General features: G+C 72.3%; 15 protein-coding genes. 8 read left to right on the top strand and 7 right to left on the bottom strand.

All coding sequences use genetic code 11. The annotated features are described in order from the left end of the window. Positions 1 to 60: 60 nt before the first annotated feature. Entirely contained in the window at positions 61 to 534 is a 474-nt protein-coding gene (locus OHV05_RS22005) for a MarR family winged helix-turn-helix transcriptional regulator (protein WP_403034872.1), read from the bottom strand. Between the two features lie 98 nt (positions 535 to 632). Between OHV05_RS22005 and OHV05_RS22000 the strand changes: the two genes are divergently transcribed. Further along, positions 633 to 1667 (top strand): DUF3533 domain-containing protein, encoded by a 1035-nt coding sequence (locus tag OHV05_RS22000; RefSeq protein ID WP_405019192.1) that lies wholly within the window; start codon positions 633 to 635, stop codon positions 1665 to 1667. Positions 1668 to 2034: 367 nt separating this feature from the next. Here OHV05_RS22000 and OHV05_RS21995 read toward each other — a convergent pair whose 3' ends face one another. The 5 genes from OHV05_RS21995 to OHV05_RS21975 all read right to left on the bottom strand — a co-directional run bounded on the left by OHV05_RS21995 (position 2035) and on the right by OHV05_RS21975 (position 8969). Continuing rightward, on the bottom strand, positions 2035 to 3204 hold the full coding sequence (locus OHV05_RS21995) for an ROK family protein (protein ID WP_405021515.1): 1170 nt from the start codon (positions 3202 to 3204) through the stop codon (positions 2035 to 2037). A 133-nt stretch (positions 3205 to 3337) separates the two neighbouring features. Beyond that, entirely contained in the window at positions 3338 to 3859 is a 522-nt protein-coding gene (locus tag OHV05_RS21990) for a GtrA family protein (RefSeq protein ID WP_405019191.1), read from the bottom strand. A 52-nt stretch (positions 3860 to 3911) separates the two neighbouring features. Continuing rightward, complete coding sequence (locus tag OHV05_RS21985) at positions 3912 to 5345, bottom strand: hypothetical protein (protein ID WP_405019190.1); 1434 nt, start codon at positions 5343 to 5345, stop codon at positions 3912 to 3914. Positions 5346 to 5798: 453 nt separating this feature from the next. After that, positions 5799 to 8192: an endopeptidase La gene (lon, locus tag OHV05_RS21980; protein ID WP_405019189.1), complete on the bottom strand. Its 2394-nt coding sequence runs from the start codon at positions 8190 to 8192 to the stop codon at positions 5799 to 5801. A gap of 138 nt (positions 8193 to 8330) precedes the next feature. Then, positions 8331 to 8969 (bottom strand): rhomboid-like protein, encoded by a 639-nt coding sequence (locus OHV05_RS21975; protein WP_405019188.1) that lies wholly within the window; start codon positions 8967 to 8969, stop codon positions 8331 to 8333. A gap of 541 nt (positions 8970 to 9510) precedes the next feature. On the opposite strand from OHV05_RS21975, the gene OHV05_RS21970 reads away from it, so the two are divergent. From OHV05_RS21970 to OHV05_RS21940, 7 genes are all read left to right on the top strand, one after another. Then, the gene (locus OHV05_RS21970) at positions 9511 to 10248 is read left to right on the top strand and encodes a response regulator transcription factor (RefSeq protein WP_403034853.1); all 738 of its coding nucleotides are present in this window, start codon (positions 9511 to 9513) and stop codon (positions 10246 to 10248) included. Between the two features lie 85 nt (positions 10249 to 10333). After that, positions 10334 to 11548 carry a sensor histidine kinase gene (locus OHV05_RS21965; RefSeq protein WP_405019187.1) on the top strand — a complete coding sequence of 405 codons (1215 nt, stop codon included), beginning with the start codon at positions 10334 to 10336 and terminating at the stop codon, positions 11546 to 11548. Between the two features lie 224 nt (positions 11549 to 11772). Continuing rightward, positions 11773 to 15522 carry a multifunctional oxoglutarate decarboxylase/oxoglutarate dehydrogenase thiamine pyrophosphate-binding subunit/dihydrolipoyllysine-residue succinyltransferase subunit gene (locus OHV05_RS21960; protein ID WP_405019186.1) on the top strand — a complete coding sequence of 1250 codons (3750 nt, stop codon included), beginning with the start codon at positions 11773 to 11775 and terminating at the stop codon, positions 15520 to 15522. A 151-nt stretch (positions 15523 to 15673) separates the two neighbouring features. After that, positions 15674 to 17239, top strand: a complete 1566-nt coding sequence (locus OHV05_RS21955) for a serine/threonine-protein kinase (protein ID WP_405019185.1) — start codon at positions 15674 to 15676, stop codon at positions 17237 to 17239. A gap of 54 nt (positions 17240 to 17293) precedes the next feature. Next, positions 17294 to 17473: a DUF6104 family protein gene (locus tag OHV05_RS21950; RefSeq protein ID WP_350662506.1), complete on the top strand. Its 180-nt coding sequence runs from the start codon at positions 17294 to 17296 to the stop codon at positions 17471 to 17473. A 181-nt stretch (positions 17474 to 17654) separates the two neighbouring features. Further along, positions 17655 to 18563 carry a DUF4097 family beta strand repeat-containing protein gene (locus OHV05_RS21945; protein WP_405019184.1) on the top strand — a complete coding sequence of 303 codons (909 nt, stop codon included), beginning with the start codon at positions 17655 to 17657 and terminating at the stop codon, positions 18561 to 18563. A 1-nt stretch (position 18564) separates the two neighbouring features. Beyond that, positions 18565 to 19623 carry a PadR family transcriptional regulator gene (locus OHV05_RS21940; protein ID WP_405019183.1) on the top strand — a complete coding sequence of 353 codons (1059 nt, stop codon included), beginning with the start codon at positions 18565 to 18567 and terminating at the stop codon, positions 19621 to 19623. A 51-nt stretch (positions 19624 to 19674) separates the two neighbouring features. Here the strand turns inward: OHV05_RS21940 and OHV05_RS21935 are convergent, their stop codons facing one another. After that, complete coding sequence (locus OHV05_RS21935) at positions 19675 to 20637, bottom strand: zinc-binding dehydrogenase (protein ID WP_405019182.1); 963 nt, start codon at positions 20635 to 20637, stop codon at positions 19675 to 19677. Between the last annotated feature and the right edge of the window lie 109 nt (positions 20638 to 20746).

The following is a 20746-nucleotide window of genomic DNA, read 5'->3' as shown; positions in this document are numbered from 1 at the left end:
TGTTGCCTTTGGCAACCATAGGACGAGATGGTTGACAAAGGCAACAATCAGGCGGAGCCCTCAGCTCGGCTTGGGTTCGCCGATCGCGTCGTTGAACCGCTGGAGAAGATCGGCGAGTTGGGCCACGTCGGCGCTGTCCCAGCTGCCCAACATGTCCCGGAACCGGCCCAGCCGGCCGCTCCGGGCGGCCAGGTAGCGGGCCTCGCCGTCGGGGGTGAGCGAGACCAGCGAGGAGCGCCGGTCCAGCGGGTCGGTCTCCCGGGCGACCAGCTCCAGCTCCTCCAGCACCTTGACCTGCCGGCTGATGGTGGCCTTGCCCACCCCGAAGTGCAGGCCGATGTCGGTCAGCCGGACCTGCCCCCGCTCCTGGATGAAGCCCAGCATGCTGTACGCCACGCCCTCCAGCGCCGGGTGCACCTGCCGGGACATCTCGGCCGCCCTGGCCCGGCCGCGCCGGAACAGCACGGCCACCTCGCGCTCCACGGCGGTCAACGCCTGCTCGGCGGTCCGGTGGTCAGCTGCCCGCTCAGTCATGGCGTCAGTATCCCGCAGTCGAGCCTCCGTTGATCGACAACTGTTTCATGATATGAAGTATCCGTTTTGCCCTTGTTTGCGTTCTAAGGAGAGCTTCGATGGCCGACCCGGGCCGCCAGGGATTCCTCGCGGAAGTCAAGGACGCGGTCACCCCGCGCGCCGCCCTGCTGGTGATCGCGGTGCTGCTGCTGCAGCTCGGGTTCATCACCTCGTACGTCGGTGCCCTGCACCACCCGACCCCGCACGAGCTGTCGATCGCCGTGGTCGCCCCGCCCCAGGTGAGCCCCAAGCTGGTCGGTGCCCTGGAGTCGGTCCCGGACAACGCGGTCCGCGCCACCACCGCGACCGACCGGGCGGACGCGATCGCCCGGATCAAGGACCAGAAGATCTACGCCGCCTGGCTCTTCGACCCGGCCGGCACCCAGGACACCCTGCTGGTCGCCGACGCCCGCGGCCCGGCCGCTTCCACGGCCGCCGAGACCATCGTCACCGCCGTCGACAAGAGCCAGGGCCGGACGCTGCTGGTGGAGGACGTGCTGCCGCTCGCCAAGGGCGACGCGGAGGGCCTCTCCTCCTTCTACCTGGTGGTCGGCTGGTGCGTCGGCGGCTACCTGGTCGCCTCCATCCTCGGCATCAGCGCGGGCTCCCGGCCCGCCAACCCCAGCCGCGCGGTGATCCGGCTCGCCTCACTGGCGCTCTACTCCGTCGCGGCGGGCATCGGCGGGGCGGTCATCATCGGCCCGGTGCTGGACGCACTGCCCGGTTCCAGCTGGGGGCTGCTCGGGCTGGGCACGCTGGTGGTGTTCGCGGTCGGGGCGATCACCATGGCCCTGGAGTGCCTCTTCGACGTGGTCGGGATCGGGCTGGCGGTGCTGATCTTCGTGGTGCTCGGCAACCCGAGTGCGGGCGGGGTGTTCCCGCCGCCGATGATGCCCGCGTTCTGGCGCGCGATCGGCGCCTGGATCCCGAACGGGGCCGGCACCGACGTGGCCCGCTCCATCGCCTACTTCGGCGGCACCAACATCCTCGTCCCCCTCCTCGTCCTCGCCGCCTGGGCCGTCGTCGGCGTCGCCGTCACCATGGCCGCGGTGATCCGGCGCCCCCGCTACGGCCGCGAACACGTGACGGCCTGACACCCGGGCTGCACTGTAGGCAGGCGCCCAGCGGTCGACTACCCAGGGGCTCGGGGCTGCACTGTAGGCAGGCGCTCAGCCGTCAACTACCCAGGGGCTCGGGGCTCTGCTGATCTGCGGCTCCGCCGCGCGGGCGAGGAGATCTGGCGTGCGGGTCACTGCGAAAGTGCCTGACCACCCACGCACGCGTGACCTTTTCCGAGGTCGGCGTCGCCCACGCCGCGGAGCCGCACAACAGCAGAGCCCCGAGCCCCTGACCGTAGACGCCGAGCCATCTGCCAAAGGCCAGCGTCGCCCGCGCGGCGGAGCCGCACAACAGCAGAGCCCCGAGCCCCTGAGGGGTGCACCTCGTGCCAAAAAGTCGGCGTCAGGGGCCGGCGTGGGCGCCGGGGTTGGCGATGATGCGGCGGACGACGCCGACCGCGGCGCCGAGCAGGGGACCCCGGCGGCCGAGGGGGGAGACGGAGAGCCAGTTCTCGTTCCAGGGGCGGACGGTGACCCGGGCGGTGAGTTCGGCCCGCATGGTGGGGAGCAGCCAGTCGCCCAGCTCCGCGTAGCCACCGCCGAGCACCACGGCCTGCGGGTCGAGCAGGTTGACCGCCCCGGCCGCCGCGATCCCGAGCGCCGAGCCGGCGCCCGCCAGGGCGGCCAGCACCTCCGGATCCCCGGCGGCCGCCTGCTCGGCGAGCAGCGCGACCCAGTCGCCCCGGACGCCCTCCAGGCCGGCCGCCCGCAGGACGGCGGTCTCGCCCGCGTACTGCTCCAGGCAGCCCCGGGCGCCGCAGGGACAGGGCGGGCCGTCCGGCCAGACCGTGAGGTGGCCCAGTTCGCCCGCGAAGCCCCGGGCGCCGCGCAGCAGCCGGCCGCCGATCACGATCGCCGCACCGATCCCGGCCTCGGCCGAGAGGTGGCAGAAGTCGTCCGGGCGGCCCGCCAGCCAGAGTTCGGCCAGGCCGCCCAGGTTGGCCTCGTTGTCGACCTCGATCGGCAGCGCCGCCAGCTCGGCGGCGCCGGCGGCCCGCAGGGCGGACCGCAGTTCGGCTGCGACGGGCACCTCGCTCCACCCCAGGTTGGCCGCGCCCACGACCACCCCGCTCGACGCGCCGACCAGTCCGGGCACGGCCAGCGTCAGGCCGGCGGGCCGCAGCCCGGCCTGCTCGGCGGCCCGGCAGAGCAGCTCGGCCAGGTCGGCCAGGACGGCGGCCGGGGTGCGGCCCCGGTTGGCGATCTCCATCCGGTGCCAGCTCCGCACCTCGCCCCGGAGGTCGACCACGCACGCGGCCAGGTGCTCGACCCCGATCTCGCCGCCGATCCCGGCCGGCCCGTCCGGATTGAGCGTCAGATCGCTGCCGGGCCGTCCGACCCGGCCGTTCGGCGCGGTGGGCCCGGCCTCGGTCAGCAGCCCGGCCGCCAGCAGCTCCTCGACCAGCGAGGAGACCGCCGCCCTGGTCAGCCCGGTCGCCCCGGCCACCGCCGCCCGGGAGCACGGCCCGGCCGCGATCTCCCCGAGCACCAGGGCCAGGTTGGCCCACCGCATCCCCTGCTGACTCGCCGGTCCGGCCCGCACCGGCCCACCTCCTGTCCGTGCTGGTCCTGCCAGGTCACGGTCCGCAGCGTAACGGTCCGTACGTCCACACCCCGAGCGGCCCCCGGCGGCAGCTGACCCACCGTCACCGGCCGGCCTCCGCCGGGGACGGCTCGGCGGGCCGCAGGTCGGCCCGGTGGGTGAACACCCACCGGTTCATCGCCCAGTACCGGAAGAGCATCGCCAGGAAGGTCCCGACGATCATCCCGCTGGCGAAGTCGGCGACCTCCTCGGTGAGCGCGGTGACGTACGGCTCCCGCAGGTCGAGCAGGTACCGGGAGACCACCAGCGGCGCGTCGTTCACCAGCACCGCCAGCCCGCTGACCACCAGGTACAGCACCGCCTCGCGCTGCCGTCCGTGCGCCCGGAACGACCACTGCCGGTTCAGCACGTACGAGACGACCGTCGCGACCACGGTCGCGACGGTCAGCGCGACCACCGGCTTCTCCTGGAGCAGGGTGTGCCGCAACCCGAAGTTGAGGACCATCGTGAGCAGGAAGCACGTCCCGCCCACCAGCAAGAACTTCACCGGCTTGCGGTGCCGGACCAGGAACGGCCGGAGCCGCAGCGGGACCCGGGACAGCACCCGTTGCGTAGGTGACGGCATTTCGGCAGTTTCGCACGGCCCTGTCCGGTTCCGCCCGCGACCGCCCCGCGCGTCAGCCGGCGGTGATCCGCAGCACTCCCGTGGTGGTGCCCTGCAGCACCACCCTTCCGGGCGCGATGCTGCCCACCATCTGCAGCGTGTCGAAGATGAAGCCCGCCCCGAGGAAGGCCGTCCGCACCGTCCGGCCGGTGGCCGGGTCGATCTCGGCGTACGCATACGGGTCCAGCACCGAGGTGGCGTCGGTGCCGGGGATCACCGGGTTGCGCAGCACCGTACGGAGCAGCCCGTCGGCGGTGGACAGCCTCGGCACGGCGGCCGACCTGGTCCGGTTGTCCCACTTCAGGTCGCAGCCCGACCCGTCCGCCCGGACGTCCACCCGGCTCAGCCCGCCCCGGTAGCTGTCCGAGGACGGCACGCTCGGCCCGGCGTCCTCCGGCAGCTTCGGGTACGGGTAGCCGTAGGTGCTCGCCACGAAGACCGCGTTGCCGACCGCCACCGGCGAGTTCTCGCTGCCGCTGCCGCCCGCCCTGAGCACCGGCACCGAGCAGACCTGCTCCCCGGAGCCGGTCCGGTAGACCAGCAGGTTCACCGTGGGCGCGGCGTTGTCCACCACGGTCAGGTAGTCGGTGCCGGTGGTGGGCCCGAAGAAGGTCGGGGTGGAGCCGGTCCCCCAGCTGAGCTGCCCGGGCTTGCGCCCCGGCCCCCGGTCGTACGGCTGACGCCAGCTCACCTGCGGCGTGCCGTCGGCGGACGCGGTCAACAGGTAGGTGGCGTGGGTGGTGGCCACGGCCGTCCCGGACGGGGCGGTGGAGATCGAGTTGGCCACCCGCTCACCGGCCGGCAGGGCGAGGGTGCGGACCGTGCCGGTCCGGTCGTCGGCGGTGCCGACCACCCCGGCACCGGTGGCGAACCAGACCCGGCCCTGCCAGTCCGGCGACAGCCCGGTGACGGCGTCCCCGGCCGGGACCGCCCCCGCGAGCGGCAGCCGGGAGTCGACGTACAGCTCCCAGCCGCCGTTCGCGGTCCTGCGGTGGCCGATCCGCAGCAGGTCCTGGTTGCCGTCCACCGCGACCAGCCGGTCCCGGTGGTCCAGGTAGGCGTACACGCCGCCGAGCAACGAGCCCTTGGCCAGCGTCAGTTCGGCCACCGACCCGCTGGTCGCCGGGTCCAGCAGATGGACCGTCGGGGCCAGCCCGAAGATCTCCGTGCAGAGCGCGACCGGGTAGCCGTCCGACCCGACCAGCACGGTCGGGCAGGCGGACTGCAACGCCGTCCGGCTGGACCGGAGGCCGCCCGCACCCGGCCCCGGCAGCGGGGTGGCGTCGGACGAACCGGTGTCCCCGTGCATGGTGGCCGTGCCGGCCGGCCCCGCGAACGGGTTGGCGGGCGGCAGCGGGCCGTACGGGTCGGCGGCATGCGCCGGGGTGAGGCCGGTCAGCAGGAGGGCGGCCGTGGCGAGCACGGCGGCGCGAGTGCGCAGACGCATGGGATTCCCGTCGGAGGAGAGTGGACACAGGGGTGCACTCCGCCCGGCAGGACGAGAGACAGCCCGGCGATCAGCCGGGCAGGAGGCACCGCGCTCAACAGGCGCGGCAACAGATCGCCGAACACGCACGGGCCAGGTCGACATCAAGTCGACGGCTCAGATGTGCGTGACGGGTCATGGCCCCATGCTCCCGCCATGACACCCCGTCACACAACCACCGTCTCACCCACTGGCAGACACCCGTGGGCGACGCCGACCCTTTGGCACGAGGTGCACCACCAGGGGCTCGGGGCTCTGCTGATATGCGGCTCCGCAGCGCGGGCGGCGCCGACCTTTTGGCAGGTGCTTCGGAAGAGTCAGGGGCTCGGGGCCCTGGACAGTGCAACCGAGCGCCCTGCAAAAAGCTGAGCACCTGCCGACAACGCAGCCCCCGAACCCCTGGCCGGGGTCGGCCTAGGCAGCCACCAGCACCTCCGCCGGCTCCAGCGCCAGCCGCAGCACCTCCCGGACGTCCGCGACCGGGTGGACGGTGAGCCGCGCCAGCACCTCCGCCGGGACGTCGTCCAGGTCGGGTTCGTTGCGCTTGGGGATGATCACCGTGGTGACCCCGGCCCGGTCGGCCGCGAGCAGCTTCTGCTTCACGCCACCGATCGGCAGCACCCGCCCGGTCAGCGACACCTCCCCGGTCATCGCGACGTCCGTCCGCACCTTCCGCCCGGAGAGCAGCGAGGCCAGTGCGGTGGTCATCGTGATGCCCGCGCTCGGCCCGTCCTTGGGGACGGCCCCGGCCGGGACGTGCAGGTGGATGCCGCGTTCCCGCAACCCGGTCACCGGCAGCTCCAGCTCCGCGCCGCGCGACCGCAGGTAGGAGAGCGCGATGTGCGCCGACTCCTTCATCACGTCACCCAGCTGCCCGGTCAGCGTCAGCCCGGTGGCACCGGTCTCCGCGTCCGCCAGCGAGGCTTCGATGTAGAGCACGTCCCCACCCGCTCCGGTGACGGCGAGACCGGTCGCCACGCCGGGCACCGCGGTGCGCCGCTCGCCGGGCTCCTGGGCCGCCTCGGGGGTGTGGTGCGGGCGTCCGATCAGCGCGCGCAGCTCGTCCGGACCGATCGCGACGGGCAGCTCGCGCTCCCCGAGTTCGCTCTGCGCCGCGACCTTCCGCAGCACCCGGGCGATCGACCGCTCCAGGTTCCGGACCCCGGCCTCCCGGGTGTACTCACCCGCCAGCCGACGCAGCGCGGCCTCGTCGACCGTCACCTCACCGACCGTCAGACCGGCCCGCTCCAGCTGACGCGGCAGCAGGTGGTCCCGGGCGATGACGACCTTCTCGTCCTCGGTGTAGCCGTCCAGCCGGACCAGCTCCATCCGGTCGAGCAGCGGCTCGGGGATGGACTCCAGCACGTTGGCGGTGGCCAGGAAGACCACGTCGGAGAGGTCCAGCTCGACCTCCAGGTAGTGGTCCCGGAAGGTGTGGTTCTGCGCCGGGTCGAGCACCTCCAGCAGGGCGGCCGCCGGGTCGCCCCGGTAGTCGGAACCGACCTTGTCGATCTCGTCCAGCAGGACCACCGGGTTCATCGAACCGGCTTCCTTGATCGCCCGGACGATCCGGCCGGGCAGCGCGCCGACGTAGGTGCGCCGGTGACCGCGGATCTCGGCCTCGTCCCGGACGCCGCCGAGCGCGACCCGGACGAACTCGCGCCCCATCGCCCGCGCCACCGACTCGCCGAGCGAGGTCTTGCCCACCCCGGGCGGCCCGACCAGCGCCAGCACCGCGCCACCGCGACGCCCGCCGACCGAACCGAGCCCCTGGTCGGCCCGGCGCTTGCGGACCGCCAGGTACTCGACGATCCGGTCCTTCACGTCGCCCAGACCCGCGTGGTCGGCGTCCAGCACCGCCCGGGCGCCCGCGATGTCGTAGGCGTCCTCGCTCCGCTCGTTCCACGGCAGTTCGAGCACGGTGTCCAGCCAGGTGCGGATCCAGGAGCCCTCGGGCGACTGGTCGGAGGACCGCTCCAGCTTGTCGACCTCCTTGAGCGCGGCCTCCCGGACCTTCTCGGGCAGCTCGGCCGCCTCGACCCGGGCCCGGTAGTCGCCCTCCTCGTCGGCCGGGTCGCCGTTCAGCTCGGCCAGCTCCTTGCGGACGGCGTCCAGCTGACGGCGCAGCAGGAACTCCTTCTGCTGCTTGGCCACGCCCTCCTCGACGTCCTTGCGGATGGTGTCGTTGACCTCCTCCTCGGCGAGGTGGTCGCGGAGCAGGGTGAGCGCGTACTCCAGCCGGGCCAGCTGGTCGGCCTCCAGCAGCACCTTGAGCTTCTGCTCGGCGGTGGCGAACGGCGCGTAGCCGATGTTGTCGGCGAGCTCGCCGACGCCCTCGATCTGGGCCACCCGGTCGACGATCTGCCAGGCGCCGCGCTTGCGCAACCACTGGGTGGAGAGCGCCTTGTACTCCTTCACCAGCTCGGCGGCGCGCCCGGCCACCGGCAGCCCTGGGTCGGACTCGCGGAAGGTGCTGGTCTCCACCCAGAGCGCCGCGCCGGGGCCGGTCGTCCCGGCGCCGATCCGCACCCGGCGGACCGCCCGGACCAGCGCGGCCGGGTCGCCGTCGGCCAGCCGGCCGACCTGCTCGACGGTGGCCAGCGTGCCGACGGCGGCGTACGAGCCGTCCAGCCTCGGCACCAGCAGGACCTGGGGCTTGGCCCCGGCGCCGACACCGGCCCGGGCCGCCTCGACGGCGGCCCGCACCTCGGTGTCCGACAGGTCCAGCGGGACCACCATGCCGGGCAGCACCACCTCGTCGTCGAGCGGCAGCACGGGCAGGGTGAGCGGTGTGGACGTCGATGCCATGATCTCTCCCCAGTCAGTGAAGTTGAGTTGACCTGACTAAGGTTTGGCGAGAGCCGATTGTTCCCCGCCCGTTGTTCGCCCTGAGCGATCACCATCGGGGCCGTTCGGCCCGGGGCGTCGACCTGCGGAGTCGGGGAGTCAGGCCCGCGAGGGCGCGAGCCGGCGGACCAGGCGCCGCACCGGCAGACCCCGGTCGGAGCCGCCGCGCAGCCAGTGGCCGACGGCCACCCCGATCAGCAGGGCGGACGGGTGGCCGACCCGGCTGACGAGCTCGGACTCGGAGAGGAACTGATAGCCCGTCATCGCGACCGCACCGGTCAGCACCACCGGCCGGGCCCGCCCGGGGAGCAGCGCCGCCAGCGCGCCCAGGCTGGCCAGCACCGCGTAGCTCACGCCGATGTCCACGCTGTCCAGCGCGTCGGGGGCGAGCCGGCCGGAGGTGACCGCGAGGCCGACGGCGGCCTGCGAGAGCAGGGTGGCCAGCACGTGCCCGGTGGCCAGCACGCCGATCGTGCGCCGGGCGCCGATCCGGCGCTCCAGCGGCGCGACGGTGAGGGCGAAGGCCCAGAAGTACGGCATCCAGACCGGCCCGGCCACCCAGAGCCCGCTCAGCAGCAGCGAGCGGACGGGATGGTCCAGCAGGTTGTGCGCGTCCGAGCTGGAGAACGCCTGCAGGCGGTCCACCAGGTCGGCGTCGCCGAACCGGGCGAACAGCGTGGTGGCCAGCAGCACGGCGAGATACCCGAGTGCGAGGGGGTTGCGGCGCGGCGTGGGCACGGAACTCCGCAACCGCGACCGAAGATCTGCCATTCCACCCACCACCTGACTCGTGCCACCATGTCACTTGTCGTGCTCACGGTACTTCGCGGTTCTGGGAGCCCGCTGTGAATCCGCTGTGAACTTGGTTCGAACCGGGACACCCCTTGGTCCGGACCATCCCTTTGTTTACGGACAAGTAGCCGCTGTGCTGAGGAGTCTGCCATCCCTTCGACGGCATACGCACCGTTACGGGCGATATTTTCGCCCGGTAAGGTATCGCCCCGTGCCTCATCCCCGGCAGGGTCGGCACCGGCCCACCGGCCGGTTGTGTCCGGTTCACCTGCCGGGATGCTCGCGGTGTCCGTACGCTGCGAACAGAGCCGAGCGGTACACGGACCACACCCGTGCACCCCTTCGGAACCCGAGACCTCGGCGGACGGTCCGGGTGACCTCGACGGGCCTGACACAGGTCCGTCACGACGGAACCAAGACGACTACGAGCGGACCCCGCTGTCCCCACAGGCAGCCGGGCCGCAGCCCTGGGGGCGGTGGCGTGACCGTGACTGACATTCAGCAAGAGACGATCAACAGCAGCGCAGCGGTGAGCACTCAGCGACGAGTACTCGTCGTCGAGGACGAGCCCACCATCGCGGAGTCCATCGCGGCCCGGCTCGGTGCCGAGGGCTTCAAGGTGGCGGTGGCGCACGACGGCCCCGGCGCGGTCGACGGCTTCCACACCTGGCAGCCCGACCTGGTGGTGCTGGACGTGATGCTGCCCGGCTTCGACGGCCTGGAGGTCTGCCGTCGGATCCAGGCCCAGCGCCCGGTGCCGGTACTGATGCTGACGGCCCGGGACGACGAGACCGACCTGCTGGTCGGCCTCGGGGTCGGTGCCGACGACTACATGACGAAGCCGTTCTCGATGCGCGAGCTGGCGGCGCGGGTGAACGTGCTGCTCCGCCGGGTCGAGCGGGCCCAGCAGGCCGCCCGGACGCCCGCGCTGGGCAGCCTGCGGTTCGGCGAGCTGGAGATCGACCACGTGCAGCGCCGGGTCCGGATCGGCAGTGGCGACGTCCACCTGACGCCGACCGAGTTCGACCTGCTGGCCTGCCTGGCCGCCCAGCCGCGTGCGGTGCTCACCCGTGAGCAGCTGCTCGCCGAGGTCTGGGACTGGACCGACGCCTCGGGCACCCGCACCGTGGACAGCCATGTGAAGGCGCTGCGCCGGAAGATCGGCGCCAGCTGGATCCGTACCGTCCACGGCGTCGGGTACGCCCTGGAAGCACCGCTCTCCTAGTCGGGGTGCGAAGCCGGGCCACCGGGGGGCCCACGCTTCGTCAGCTCGGCCGGCGAGTCTCGCGGGGGGACGACGCAGAGGCGACATGACCTTTCCACAGCAACGCAACGGCACCTCGCGCGGCGCCGGCGATCCGGCCCGCCGCGGCCTGCTCAGCCGGGCCGGCAGTCGGCTCTGGGCCGACATCAGACCGCTGGACCCGGTCCGGTCGATCAAGGGCAAACTGACCCTGCTGGTGATCGTCTCGGTCTTCCTGGCCAGCCTGATGGTGGTGGTCGCGATCCGGTCCGAGACCCAGATCCGGATCATCATGATCTTCTCGATGATCGCCTCCCTGCTCTTCATGCAGTTCCTGGCCCACGGCCTGACCGCGCCACTGCGCGACATGACCGCCGCCGCCCGGGCGATGGCCGAGGGCGACTACAGCAGCCGGGTGGAGGTCAACTCCCGCGACGAGATCGGCGAGCTGGCCGCCACCTTCAACAAGATGGCCGGCGACCTGGAGGCCGCCGACCGGCACCGCCGGGAGCTGATCGCCAACGTCTCGCACGAACTGCGGACGCCGATCGCCGCGCTCCGCGCCGTGCTGGAGAACGTGGTCGACGGCGTGGTCCAGGCCGACCCGAAGACCCTCGGCGCCGCGCTGGAGCAGACCGAGCGGCTCGGCCGCCTGGTCAGCCACCTGCTCGACCTGTCCAAGCTGGACGACGGCGTGGTGCCGCTGGACGCCCGCCGGTTCGAGGTCCGGCCGTTCCTGGGCGGCGTGCTGCGCGGGCTCACCGTGGACGGCGCGACGGCCGGCGGCGCGTACGGCCGCCGGGAGGACGTCCGGCTGGCGCTGGAGGTCCGCCCGCCGGAGCTGGCCGCGGTGGCCGACCCCGAGCGGCTGCACCAGGTGGTGGCCAACCTGGTCGACAACGCCTGCAAGCACTCCCCCACCGGCGGCACGGTGACCGTCCGGGCGACGGCCGGCGAGGGGCCCGGCGCGCTGCTGCTGGAGGTGGAGGACCAGGGCCCCGGCATCCCCGAGCAGGACCGGGGGCGGGTCTTCGAGCGGTTCGGCCGCAGCGGCACCGCCACCGCGCTGGGCCCGGGCAGCGACGGCGGCACCGGTCTCGGCCTGGCCATCGCCCGCTGGGCGGTCGATCTGCACGGCGGCCGGATCGGGGTGGCGGAGACCGCCCGGGGCTGCCGGATCGTGGTCGCGCTCCCCGGCGGGGTACCGTCCGAGCAGGAGTTGTCACCGAACTGGGACATTCCCGCGGCGGGGACTGCAGCAGATCCGGCGCGCCTGCACTGACCTGCGGTAATGTCCGTACTTGAGGGGATTTCCACCGCTTCGGGAGGCGATCGCTTCCCCGTCGTTGGAACTTTCTAACGCACAGTTTCGGCCAAAATACCGGTCGGCACTGTGATCTGGGCGACGCCTGGCCCTGGGGGACTGCGCGATCAGTGATCGTAGGCGTAGCCTTAATCCCCGCTGTCCACCATCCCAAAAGGAAGCGGAAGAGGGCGGTTTGCCCCGTGTCGCCACACCCTGAAACCCCCGTCAGCTCGGCAAGCTCCACTGGCTTCGGCCCCAACGAGTGGCTCGTCGACGAGATCTACCAGCAGTACCTCCAGGATCCGAACTCGGTCGACCGAGCCTGGTGGGACTTTTTCGCCGACTACAAGCCCGGTACCGAGGTGACTCCAGTGACCCAGGCCGCGACCCAGGTCGGCCCCACGCCGACCGCCGTTGCCGCCCCTGCCCCTGCTGCTGTTCAGGCGGCGCCCGCCCCCGCTGCACCGGCCGCCGCCCCCGTGGCCGCGCCGGTCCAGCCGGCGCCTGCGCCACTGGCAGCGGCCCCGGCCGCGCCGCCCGCGCCGAAGGCGGCCCCCGCGGCTGCTGCCGCGCCGGCCGCAGGGTCGGGCCCTGAGCTGATCCCGCTGCGCGGCCCCTCCAAGGCCGTGGCCACCAACATGGACGCCTCCCTGGAGGTCCCGACGGCGACGTCGGTGCGTGCCGTGCCGGCCAAGCTGTTGATCGACAACCGCATCGTCATCAACAACCACCTGCAGCGCGCCCGTGGCGGCAAGGTCTCCTTCACCCACCTGATCGGTTACGCCCTGGTCCAGGCCATCAAGGCCAGCCCAGGCATGAACCACAGCTACAAGGTGGAGGACGGCAAGTCCTACCTGGTCAAGCCCGCGCACGTGAACCTCGGCCTCGCCATCGACCTGGTGAAGCCGAACGGCGACCGCCAGCTGGTGGTCGCGGCGATCAAGAAGGCCGAGACGCTCGACTTCCTCGGTTTCTGGATGGCCTACGAGGACATCGTCCGCCGGGCCCGCGCCAACAAGCTGACGATGGACGACTTCACCGGCGTCACCGTCTCGCTGACCAACCCGGGCGGCATCGGCACCGTGCACTCCGTGCCGCGCCTGATGCAGAACCAGGGCACCATCGTCGGCGTCGGCGCGATGGAGTACCCGGCCGAGTTCCAGGGCTCGTCCCCGGACACCCTGGCCAAGCTGGGCATCTCCAAGATCATGACCCTGACCTCGACCTACGACCACCGGGTCATCCAGGGCGCGGCCTCGGGCGAGTTCCTGCGGACGATCCACCAGCTGCTGCTCGGCGAGCACAACTTCTACGACGACGTCTTCGAGTCGCTGCGGATCCCGTACGAGCCGGTCCGCTGGGCCACCGACGTCGCCACCACCCACGACGACGAGGTCAACAAGACCGCGCGCGTCATGGAGCTGATCCACTCCTACCGGGTCCGCGGTCACCTGATGGCCGACACCGACCCGCTGGAGTACAAGCAGCGCAAGCACCCCGACCTGGACGTGGTCCAGCACGGGCTGACGCTGTGGGACCTGGAGCGCGAGTTCGCGGTCGGCGGCTTCGGCGGCCAGAAGATGATGAAGCTCCGCGACATCCTCGGCCTGCTGCGCAACTCGTACTGCCGCACCGTCGGCATCGAGTACATGCACATCCAGGACCCGAAGCAGCGCAAGTGGATCCAGGAGCGCCTGGAGAAGCCGTACGCGAAGCCGGAGCGCGAGGAGCAGCTGCGCATCCTGCGCCGGCTGAACTCGGCCGAGGCGTTCGAGACCTTCCTGCAGACCAAGTACGTCGGCCAGAAGCGCTTCTCGCTGGAGGGCGGCGAGTCGCTCATCCCGCTGCTGGACGCGACCATCGACGCGGCGGCCGAGCACCGTCTCGACGAGGCCGTGATCGGCATGGCCCACCGCGGCCGGCTGAACGTGCTGGCGAACATCGTCGGCAAGCCGTACGGCAAGATCTTCGGCGAGTTCGAGGGCAACCTCGACCCGAAGTCGATGCACGGCTCCGGCGACGTCAAGTACCACCTGGGCTCCGAGGGGACCTTCACCGGTCTGGACGGGGAGACCATCAAGGTCTCGCTGGCCGCCAACCCCTCGCACCTGGAGGCCGTCGACCCGGTGGTCGAGGGCATCGTCCGCGCCAAGCAGGACGTGCTGGACCAGGGCGGCACCACCTTCCCGGTGCTGCCGATCCAGATCCACGGTGACGCGGCCTTCGCCGGCCAGGGCGTCGTCGCGGAGACCCTGAACATGTCGCAGCTGCGCGGCTACCGCACTGGTGGCACCATCCACCTGGTGGTCAACAACCAGGTCGGCTTCACCGCCGCCCCGGCCAGCAGCCGCTCGTCGATGTACTGCACCGACGTGGCGCGGATGATCGAGGCGCCGATCTTCCACGTGAACGGCGACGACCCGGAGGCCGTGGTCCGCGTCGCGCGGCTGGCCTTCGAGTTCCGTCAGGAGTTCCACAAGGACGTCGTGATCGACCTCATCTGCTACCGCCGTCGCGGTCACAACGAGGCCGACAACCCGTCGTTCACCCAGCCGCTGATGTACGACCTGATCGACAAGAAGCGCTCGGTGCGCAAGCTCTACACCGAGGGTCTGATCGGTCGCGGCGACATCACCATGGAAGAGGCGGAGCAGGCGCTCCAGGACTTCCAGGGCCAGCTGGAGAAGGTCTTCTCCGAGGTCAGGGACGCCGCCTCGGCGCAGACCCCGGCCGCCAGCGGCAAGCCGCAGGCGGACTTCCCGGTCAACATCCAGACCGGCATCTCCGCGGAGATGGTCAAGCGGATCGCCGCCTCGCAGAGCAACCTGCCGGAGTGGCTGACGGTGCACCCGCGCCTGCTGCCGCAGCTGCAGCGCCGCACCGCCTCGGTCGAGGACAACACCATCGACTGGGCGATGGGCGAGACGCTCGCCATCGGCTCGCTGCTGATGGAGGGTCACCCGGTCCGGCTGGCCGGCCAGGACAGCCGTCGCGGCACCTTCGGCCAGCGCCACGCGGTGCTGATCGACCGGGTCACCGGCGAGGACTACACCCCGCTGCTGTACCTGACCGAGGACCAGGCCCGCTACACCGTCTACGACTCGCTGCTCAGCGAGTACGCGGCGATGGGCTTCGAGTACGGCTACTCGCTGACCCGCCCGAACGCGCTGGTCATGTGGGAGGCGCAGTTCGGCGACTTCGTCAACGGCGCGCAGACCATGGTGGACGAGTACATCGCCTCCGCCGAGCAGAAGTGGGGCCAGCACTCCGGCGTCACCCTGCTGCTGCCGCACGGCTACGAGGGCCAGGGCCCGGACCACTCGTCCGCGCGTCCGGAGCGTTTCCTGCAGATGTGCGCGCAGGACAACATGACGGTCGCGATGCCGACCCTGCCGTCGAACTACTTCCACCTGCTGCGCTGGCAGGCGCACAACCCGCACCACAAGCCGCTGATCGTCTTCACCCCGAAGTCGATGCTGCGTCTGAAGGCGGCGGCGAGTGCGGCGGCGGAGTTCACCTCCGGCTCGTTCCGCCCGGTCATCGGTGACACCACCGTCGACCCGGCGAACGTCCGCAAGGTGGTCATCACCGCAGGCAAGTTCTACTACGACGTCGAGGCGGCCCGTACCGAGCGCGGGGTCACCGACACCGCGATCGTCCGGGTCGAGCGGCTCTACCCGCTGCCGGTGGCCGAGCTCCAGGAGGAGCTGGCCAAGTACGGCGACGACGTCCAGTTCGTCTGGGCGCAGGAGGAGCCGGCCAACCAGGGTGCCTGGCCGTTCATCGCGATGAACCTGGTGGACCACCTCCAGGTCGTGATCGGCCGCAGCGCCGGTGCCGCCCGACTGCGTCGGGTCGCCCGCAACGCCTCGTCCGCCCCGGCGGTCGGCTCGGCCAAGCGGCACGCCGCCGAGCAGCAGGGCCTGCTGGACGAGATCTTCACCATCTGACGATCCGTCGGTGGCCATGGGCCCCGTCCCCCGCTTCGGCGGTGGGGCGGGGCCCATGGTCGTTCTCATCCCGAAAGAGCGGCCCAAGTCGGCTGCCGCTGCCGTATGTTCGTGGCACCTACTGGGCGGACTTCTTCGGGGGAGCCTTCGCATGACCACGGACTCGGTGTTCCAGCCGCTCTCCGCGGACGACCCGCGCGAGGTCGGCGGGTACCGGCTGGCGGCCCGGCTCGGGGCCGGCGGGATGGGGCGGGTCTACCTGTCGTACACGCCGGGCGGGCGGCCGGTGGCGGTGAAGGTGGTCCGGCGGAAGTTCGCCGCCGACCCGGAGTTCCGCCGCCGGTTCCGGCACGAGGTGGCCAACGCCCGGCGGATCCACGGCCTCTACACCGCGCTGGTGATCGACGCGGGCCCGGACGACCCGACCCCCTGGCTGGCCACCACGTACGTGCCGGGGCCCTCGCTCCAGCAGGTGGTCCGGGAGCACGGGCCGCTGCCGGTGCACACCGTGCTGCTGCTGATCGGCGGGATCGCCGAGGCACTGCAGGCGATCCACGGGGTCGAGGTGGTCCACCGGGACCTCAAGCCGGCCAATGTGCTGATGGCCTCGGACGGGCCGCGGGTGATCGACTTCGGGATCGCCAGGGCCGCCGACTCGACCGTGCTGACCGATTCCGGGTCGATGATCGGCTCGCCGCCGTTCATGGCCCCGGAGCAGGTCCGCGGCCTGCCGGTGACGCCGGCCGCCGACGTCTTCGCGCTGGGCGCGCTGGCCGCGTACGTGCTGAGCGGCGCGCTGCCGTTCGGCGACGGCCCGGACACCGCGGTGCTCTACCGGGTGGTACACGAGGAGCCCGAGCTCGGCGAACTGCCGGACAGCCTGCGGCCGTTGCTGGCCGCCTGCCTGGCCAAGCAGCCGGACGGCCGGCCCACGCCGGCCGAGCTGATCCGGGCCGCTCGCGAACACCCGCTGATGGGCGGGGAGTTGAGGTTCACCGAGAACTGGCTGCCGGATCCGGTGACGCTGGAGATCGCCCGGCGCTCGGCGCTGCTGCGGCCGCCACCGCCGACCGCCCCGCCCCGGCCGCGGACCACGCCCGTCCCGCCGCCCCCGCTCACCCCGACGCCGACCGCCCCGGCCACCGCGCCCGTCGCCGCCCCGCCGAGACCGCTCGCGCCACCGCCACCCGGTGGGTACGGACCGCCGCCCGCGCCGCCGGCCGCCCGGCCCGCCGGCCGGTGGTGGAACCGGCCACTGCTCGTCGGCGGCCTGGCACTGGCCGTCGTGGTCACGGCCGGCCTCACGCTCTGGCCGGAGTCCGGGGACGACGGCCCGTACGCCGCGGTCTACCGCGACCGGCAGCTGACCATCCCGCCCGCCGGGGACTACGAGTTCGACCTGGACGACGGCAAGGTGGTGCCGAGCGGCCAGTCGTCCTGGAACGTCACCACCCTGGGCCCGGAGTTCCGGGTGCACGGCGACTCGGACGTCTTCGTCGGCCGGGGCACCGGCCGGCTCGGGCCGGGGGACTGCGCCCTCGGGGTGGAGAGCGAGCCGGCCGCCGGCTCGGTCAAGTTCGACCAGGTGCCGCCGGGGCGCTCGTTCTGCGTCCGGTCCCGGGACACCGGCTCGGTGGCGGTGCTCCGGGTGGTGAAGCTCGGCGACAGCGACGGCCGGGCGACCTGCTCGCTGAGCTACTACCGGTTCCAGGGCTGACCGGCGGCCCGGACTATCCTGGGCCGGTCACACCCCAACCGACCGGAGCACACCGTGTACTTCACCGACCGCGGCATCGAGGAGCTGACGAGCCGACGCGGCGACGAGGAGGTCACCTTCGAGTGGCTGGCCGAGCGCCTGCGCGAGTTCGTCGACCTGAACCCGGACTTCGAGATCCCGGTCGAGCGGCTGGCCACCTGGCTGGCCAGGCTCGACGACGAGGACGAGGACTGAGCACAGCCCGACCGAGGGCCCGCCGGCAGCTGCCGGCGGGCCCTCGCCTTTCCCCGACGCACCCCCGAGACGACCCTGAGGTTCCCCCGAGGGCACCTTGACTTCGCCGTCACGCGATATATCGTGTTGTTCAGGGAGACGCGATACATCGCGATCCGACGAACGGGAGGCGGGACAGATCATGGGCAAGTGGACGGTCAGCGAGCCTGACAGCATCACCTTCGACGAGCCGGTCGGCACCCTCAACGTACGAGTGGTGGCGGGCGCGGTCAACGTGGTCACCGCCGAGGGGCCGGCCCGCCTGGAGATCACCGAGCTCAAGGGCGACCCGCTCCAGGTCACCCTGGAGAACGGGATCCTGACCGTGACCTACCCGGACCTCGCCTGGAGCGAGCTCACCGACTCCATCAAGTCGCTGGAGACCGTGAAGAGCTTCTTCAGCGGGCTGCGCCGCAAGCGCGAGGCGGTGGCCGTGGTCTCGCTGACCGTGCCGGCCGGCTCCGAGGTCAAGCTCGGCTCGGTCTCCGCCGACACCACCGTCTCCGGGGTCACCGGCCCGGTCACCGTGCACGGCGCGAGCGGCGAGACCACCCTGGTCGGCCTTACCGGCCGCACCGACGTGAAGACCGTCTCCGGCGACGTGAACGCCCAGTCGGTGGCCGGCGAACTCCGGGTCAACACGGTCTCCGGCCACCTCACCGTGGTCGCCGGGTCGGGCGACAAGCTGGTCGCCAAGTCGGTCAGCGGCTCGGTCACCCTGGACGTGGACACCACCACCCCCACCGAGCTGCACGTGAACACGGTCAGCGGCCCGGTCGCCGTCCGGCTGCCCTCGCAGGCCGACACCAAGGTCGAGCTGGGCAGCACCGGCGGCGAACTCTCCAGCACCTTCGAGGAGTTGACGGTCAGCGGCAGCTGGGGCACCCGGAAGCTCTCCGGCCAGCTGGGCTCCGGCACCGGCCGGCTCCAGGTCACCACCGTCTCCGGCGCCGTCACCGTCCAGCGCCGCCCGGAGGCCGAGGCCGAGCGGATCGACCTGGTCAAGGAGCTTCCCGCCGCCCCCACCGACACCACCACCCAGGAGAGCTGACATGACCCCCGTCTTCGGCCACGGCCGACTCCGCCTGTACCTGCTCAAGCTGCTGGACGAGTCCCCCCGGCACGGCTACGAGGTGATCCGCCTGCTGGAGGAGCGCTTCCAGGGCCTGTACGCCCCCTCGGCCGGCACCGTGTACCCCCGGCTGGCCAAGCTGGAGCAGGAGGGCCTGGTCGCGCACAGCACCGAGGGCGGGCGCAAGGTCTACCGGCTCACCGACGCCGGCCGGACCGAACTGGCGGCCCGGCAGAGCGAGCTGGCCGAGCTGGAGGTGGAGATCCGGGAGTCGGTGGCCCAGCTCGCCGGGGCGATCCGGGAGGACGTCCGGGACAGCGCCAAGGACCTGCGGGCCGAGCTCTGGGGCGCCGCCAAGGACGCTCCGTGCCCCAAGTTCGAGGACGGCGGCGACCCGTGGGCCGGCCCGTGGGGCGACAAGGAGTCCTGGCAGCGCGCCAAGGACGAGTTCGTCCAGTTCAAGGCACAGGCCAAGGAGCAGGCCAAGCGGGCCAAGGAGCAGGAGCGGGCGGCCAAGCAGAAGGCCAAGGCCGCCGAGGACGAGGCCCGTCGGCTGCGGGCGGAGGCCAAGGCCTCCCGGACGGCCGCGCAGCAGGAGGCGCTGCGGATCAAGCGCCGGATCGAGCAGCAGGTCAAGGACGCGGCGGCCGGCGGCGACTGGACCGCCGGGATCGCCGAGGGGATCTCCGAACTCACCCGCTCGCTGGCCGGCCTGGCCGACGCCGCCAAGTGGGGCCACGCGCCCGGCGCCCCGGCCGAGGAGGTCCGGCTGGACCGGATCGACCTGGACGCGATGGACCTGGAGAAGCTCGACCAGGACCGGGTCGACCTCGGCAAGCCCCCGGCCGACCTCCCCGCCTGGGCCGCCGTCGACCCCGCCGCCGACCCGGCCCGCGAGCTGGAGCGCCTGCTGGACCGCCTCCGCGACCAGGTCCGCGACACCGCCCGGGACACCGGGGTGACGCCCGCTCAGCTCGGCTCCGCCCAGCACGTCCTGGCGGCGGCCGCCGAGCAGCTGCGCCGCGCGCTGAACCGCTAGCCGGACGACGAAGGGGCGGTACCCGGATCCGGGTACCGCCCCTTCGTCAGGTCACGGTGTCAGGACCAGCTTGCCGAAGACGTCCCCCTCGGCCAGCCGGGCGAACGCGTCCCGGGCCTCGGTGAGCGGCAGCACGGTGTCGACCACCGGGCGCACCCCCGAGTTGGCGCAGAGCGCGAGCAGCGCGGCGAGCTCGTCCTTGGTGCCCATGGTGGAGCCCTGGACGTTGAGCTCCAGGAAGAAGATCCGGTTCAGCTCGGCGGCCTTCGGGCTCGGGCCCGAGGTGGCGCCGGAGATCACGATGGTGCCGCCGGGCTTGAGCGCCTTCACCGAGTGCGACCAGGTGGCGGCGCCGACCGTCTCCATGACCGCGTCCACCCGCTCGGGCAGCCGGGCACCGCTCTCGAAGGCGGCGTCGGCGCCGAGCCCGAGGGCCCGGGCCCGCTTGGCCTCGTCCCGGCCGGTCACCCAGACCCGCAGGCCGGCCGCCTTGCCCAGGACGATCAGCGCGGTCGCCACCCCGCCGCCGGCCCCCTGGACCAGCACGGTCTGGCCCGGCCGGGCGGCCGCCTTGGTGAACAGCATCCGATAGGCCGTCAGCCACGCGGTGGGCAGGCAGGCCGCCTCGGCGAAGGACAGCTCGGCCGGCTTCGGCAGCAGGTTCCAGGTCGGTACGGCGACCCGCTCGGCGAAGGTCCCCTGGTAGCGCTCGGTCAGGATCGACCTCGGCTCGTCCGGGCCGACCCCGTGCCCGCTCTGCCCGATCACCGAGTGGATGACCACCTCGTTGCCGTGCTCGTCGACACCGGCCGCATCGCAGCCCAGGATCATCGGCAGCCGCTCGGCGGGCAGCCCCACCCCCCGCAGCGACCACAGGTCATGGTGGTTCAGGGTGGCGGCCTTCACCGTCACCACACTCCACCCCGGCCGGGCCACGGGCTCCGGCAACTCCCCCAACTCCAGCGCACCGAGCGGGTCGTCGGCATCGATTCGGGCTGCATAGGCGGCGAACATGCCCCGGACGATAGCGGTGAACGCCCACTAACCGGAACCGGCCACCGGTGTGACTCCCACAACCTTTTGCAACTGCTCAGCCCGCTACGGAGTCAGGGGCTCGGGGCTC

It is taken from the genome of Kitasatospora sp. NBC_00070 (assembly GCF_045041205.1).
GTDB lineage: Bacteria > Actinomycetota > Actinomycetes > Streptomycetales > Streptomycetaceae > Kitasatospora.
Note: the sequence above shows the minus strand (reverse complement) of the source record. Positions and strands in the feature narration are given on the sequence as shown.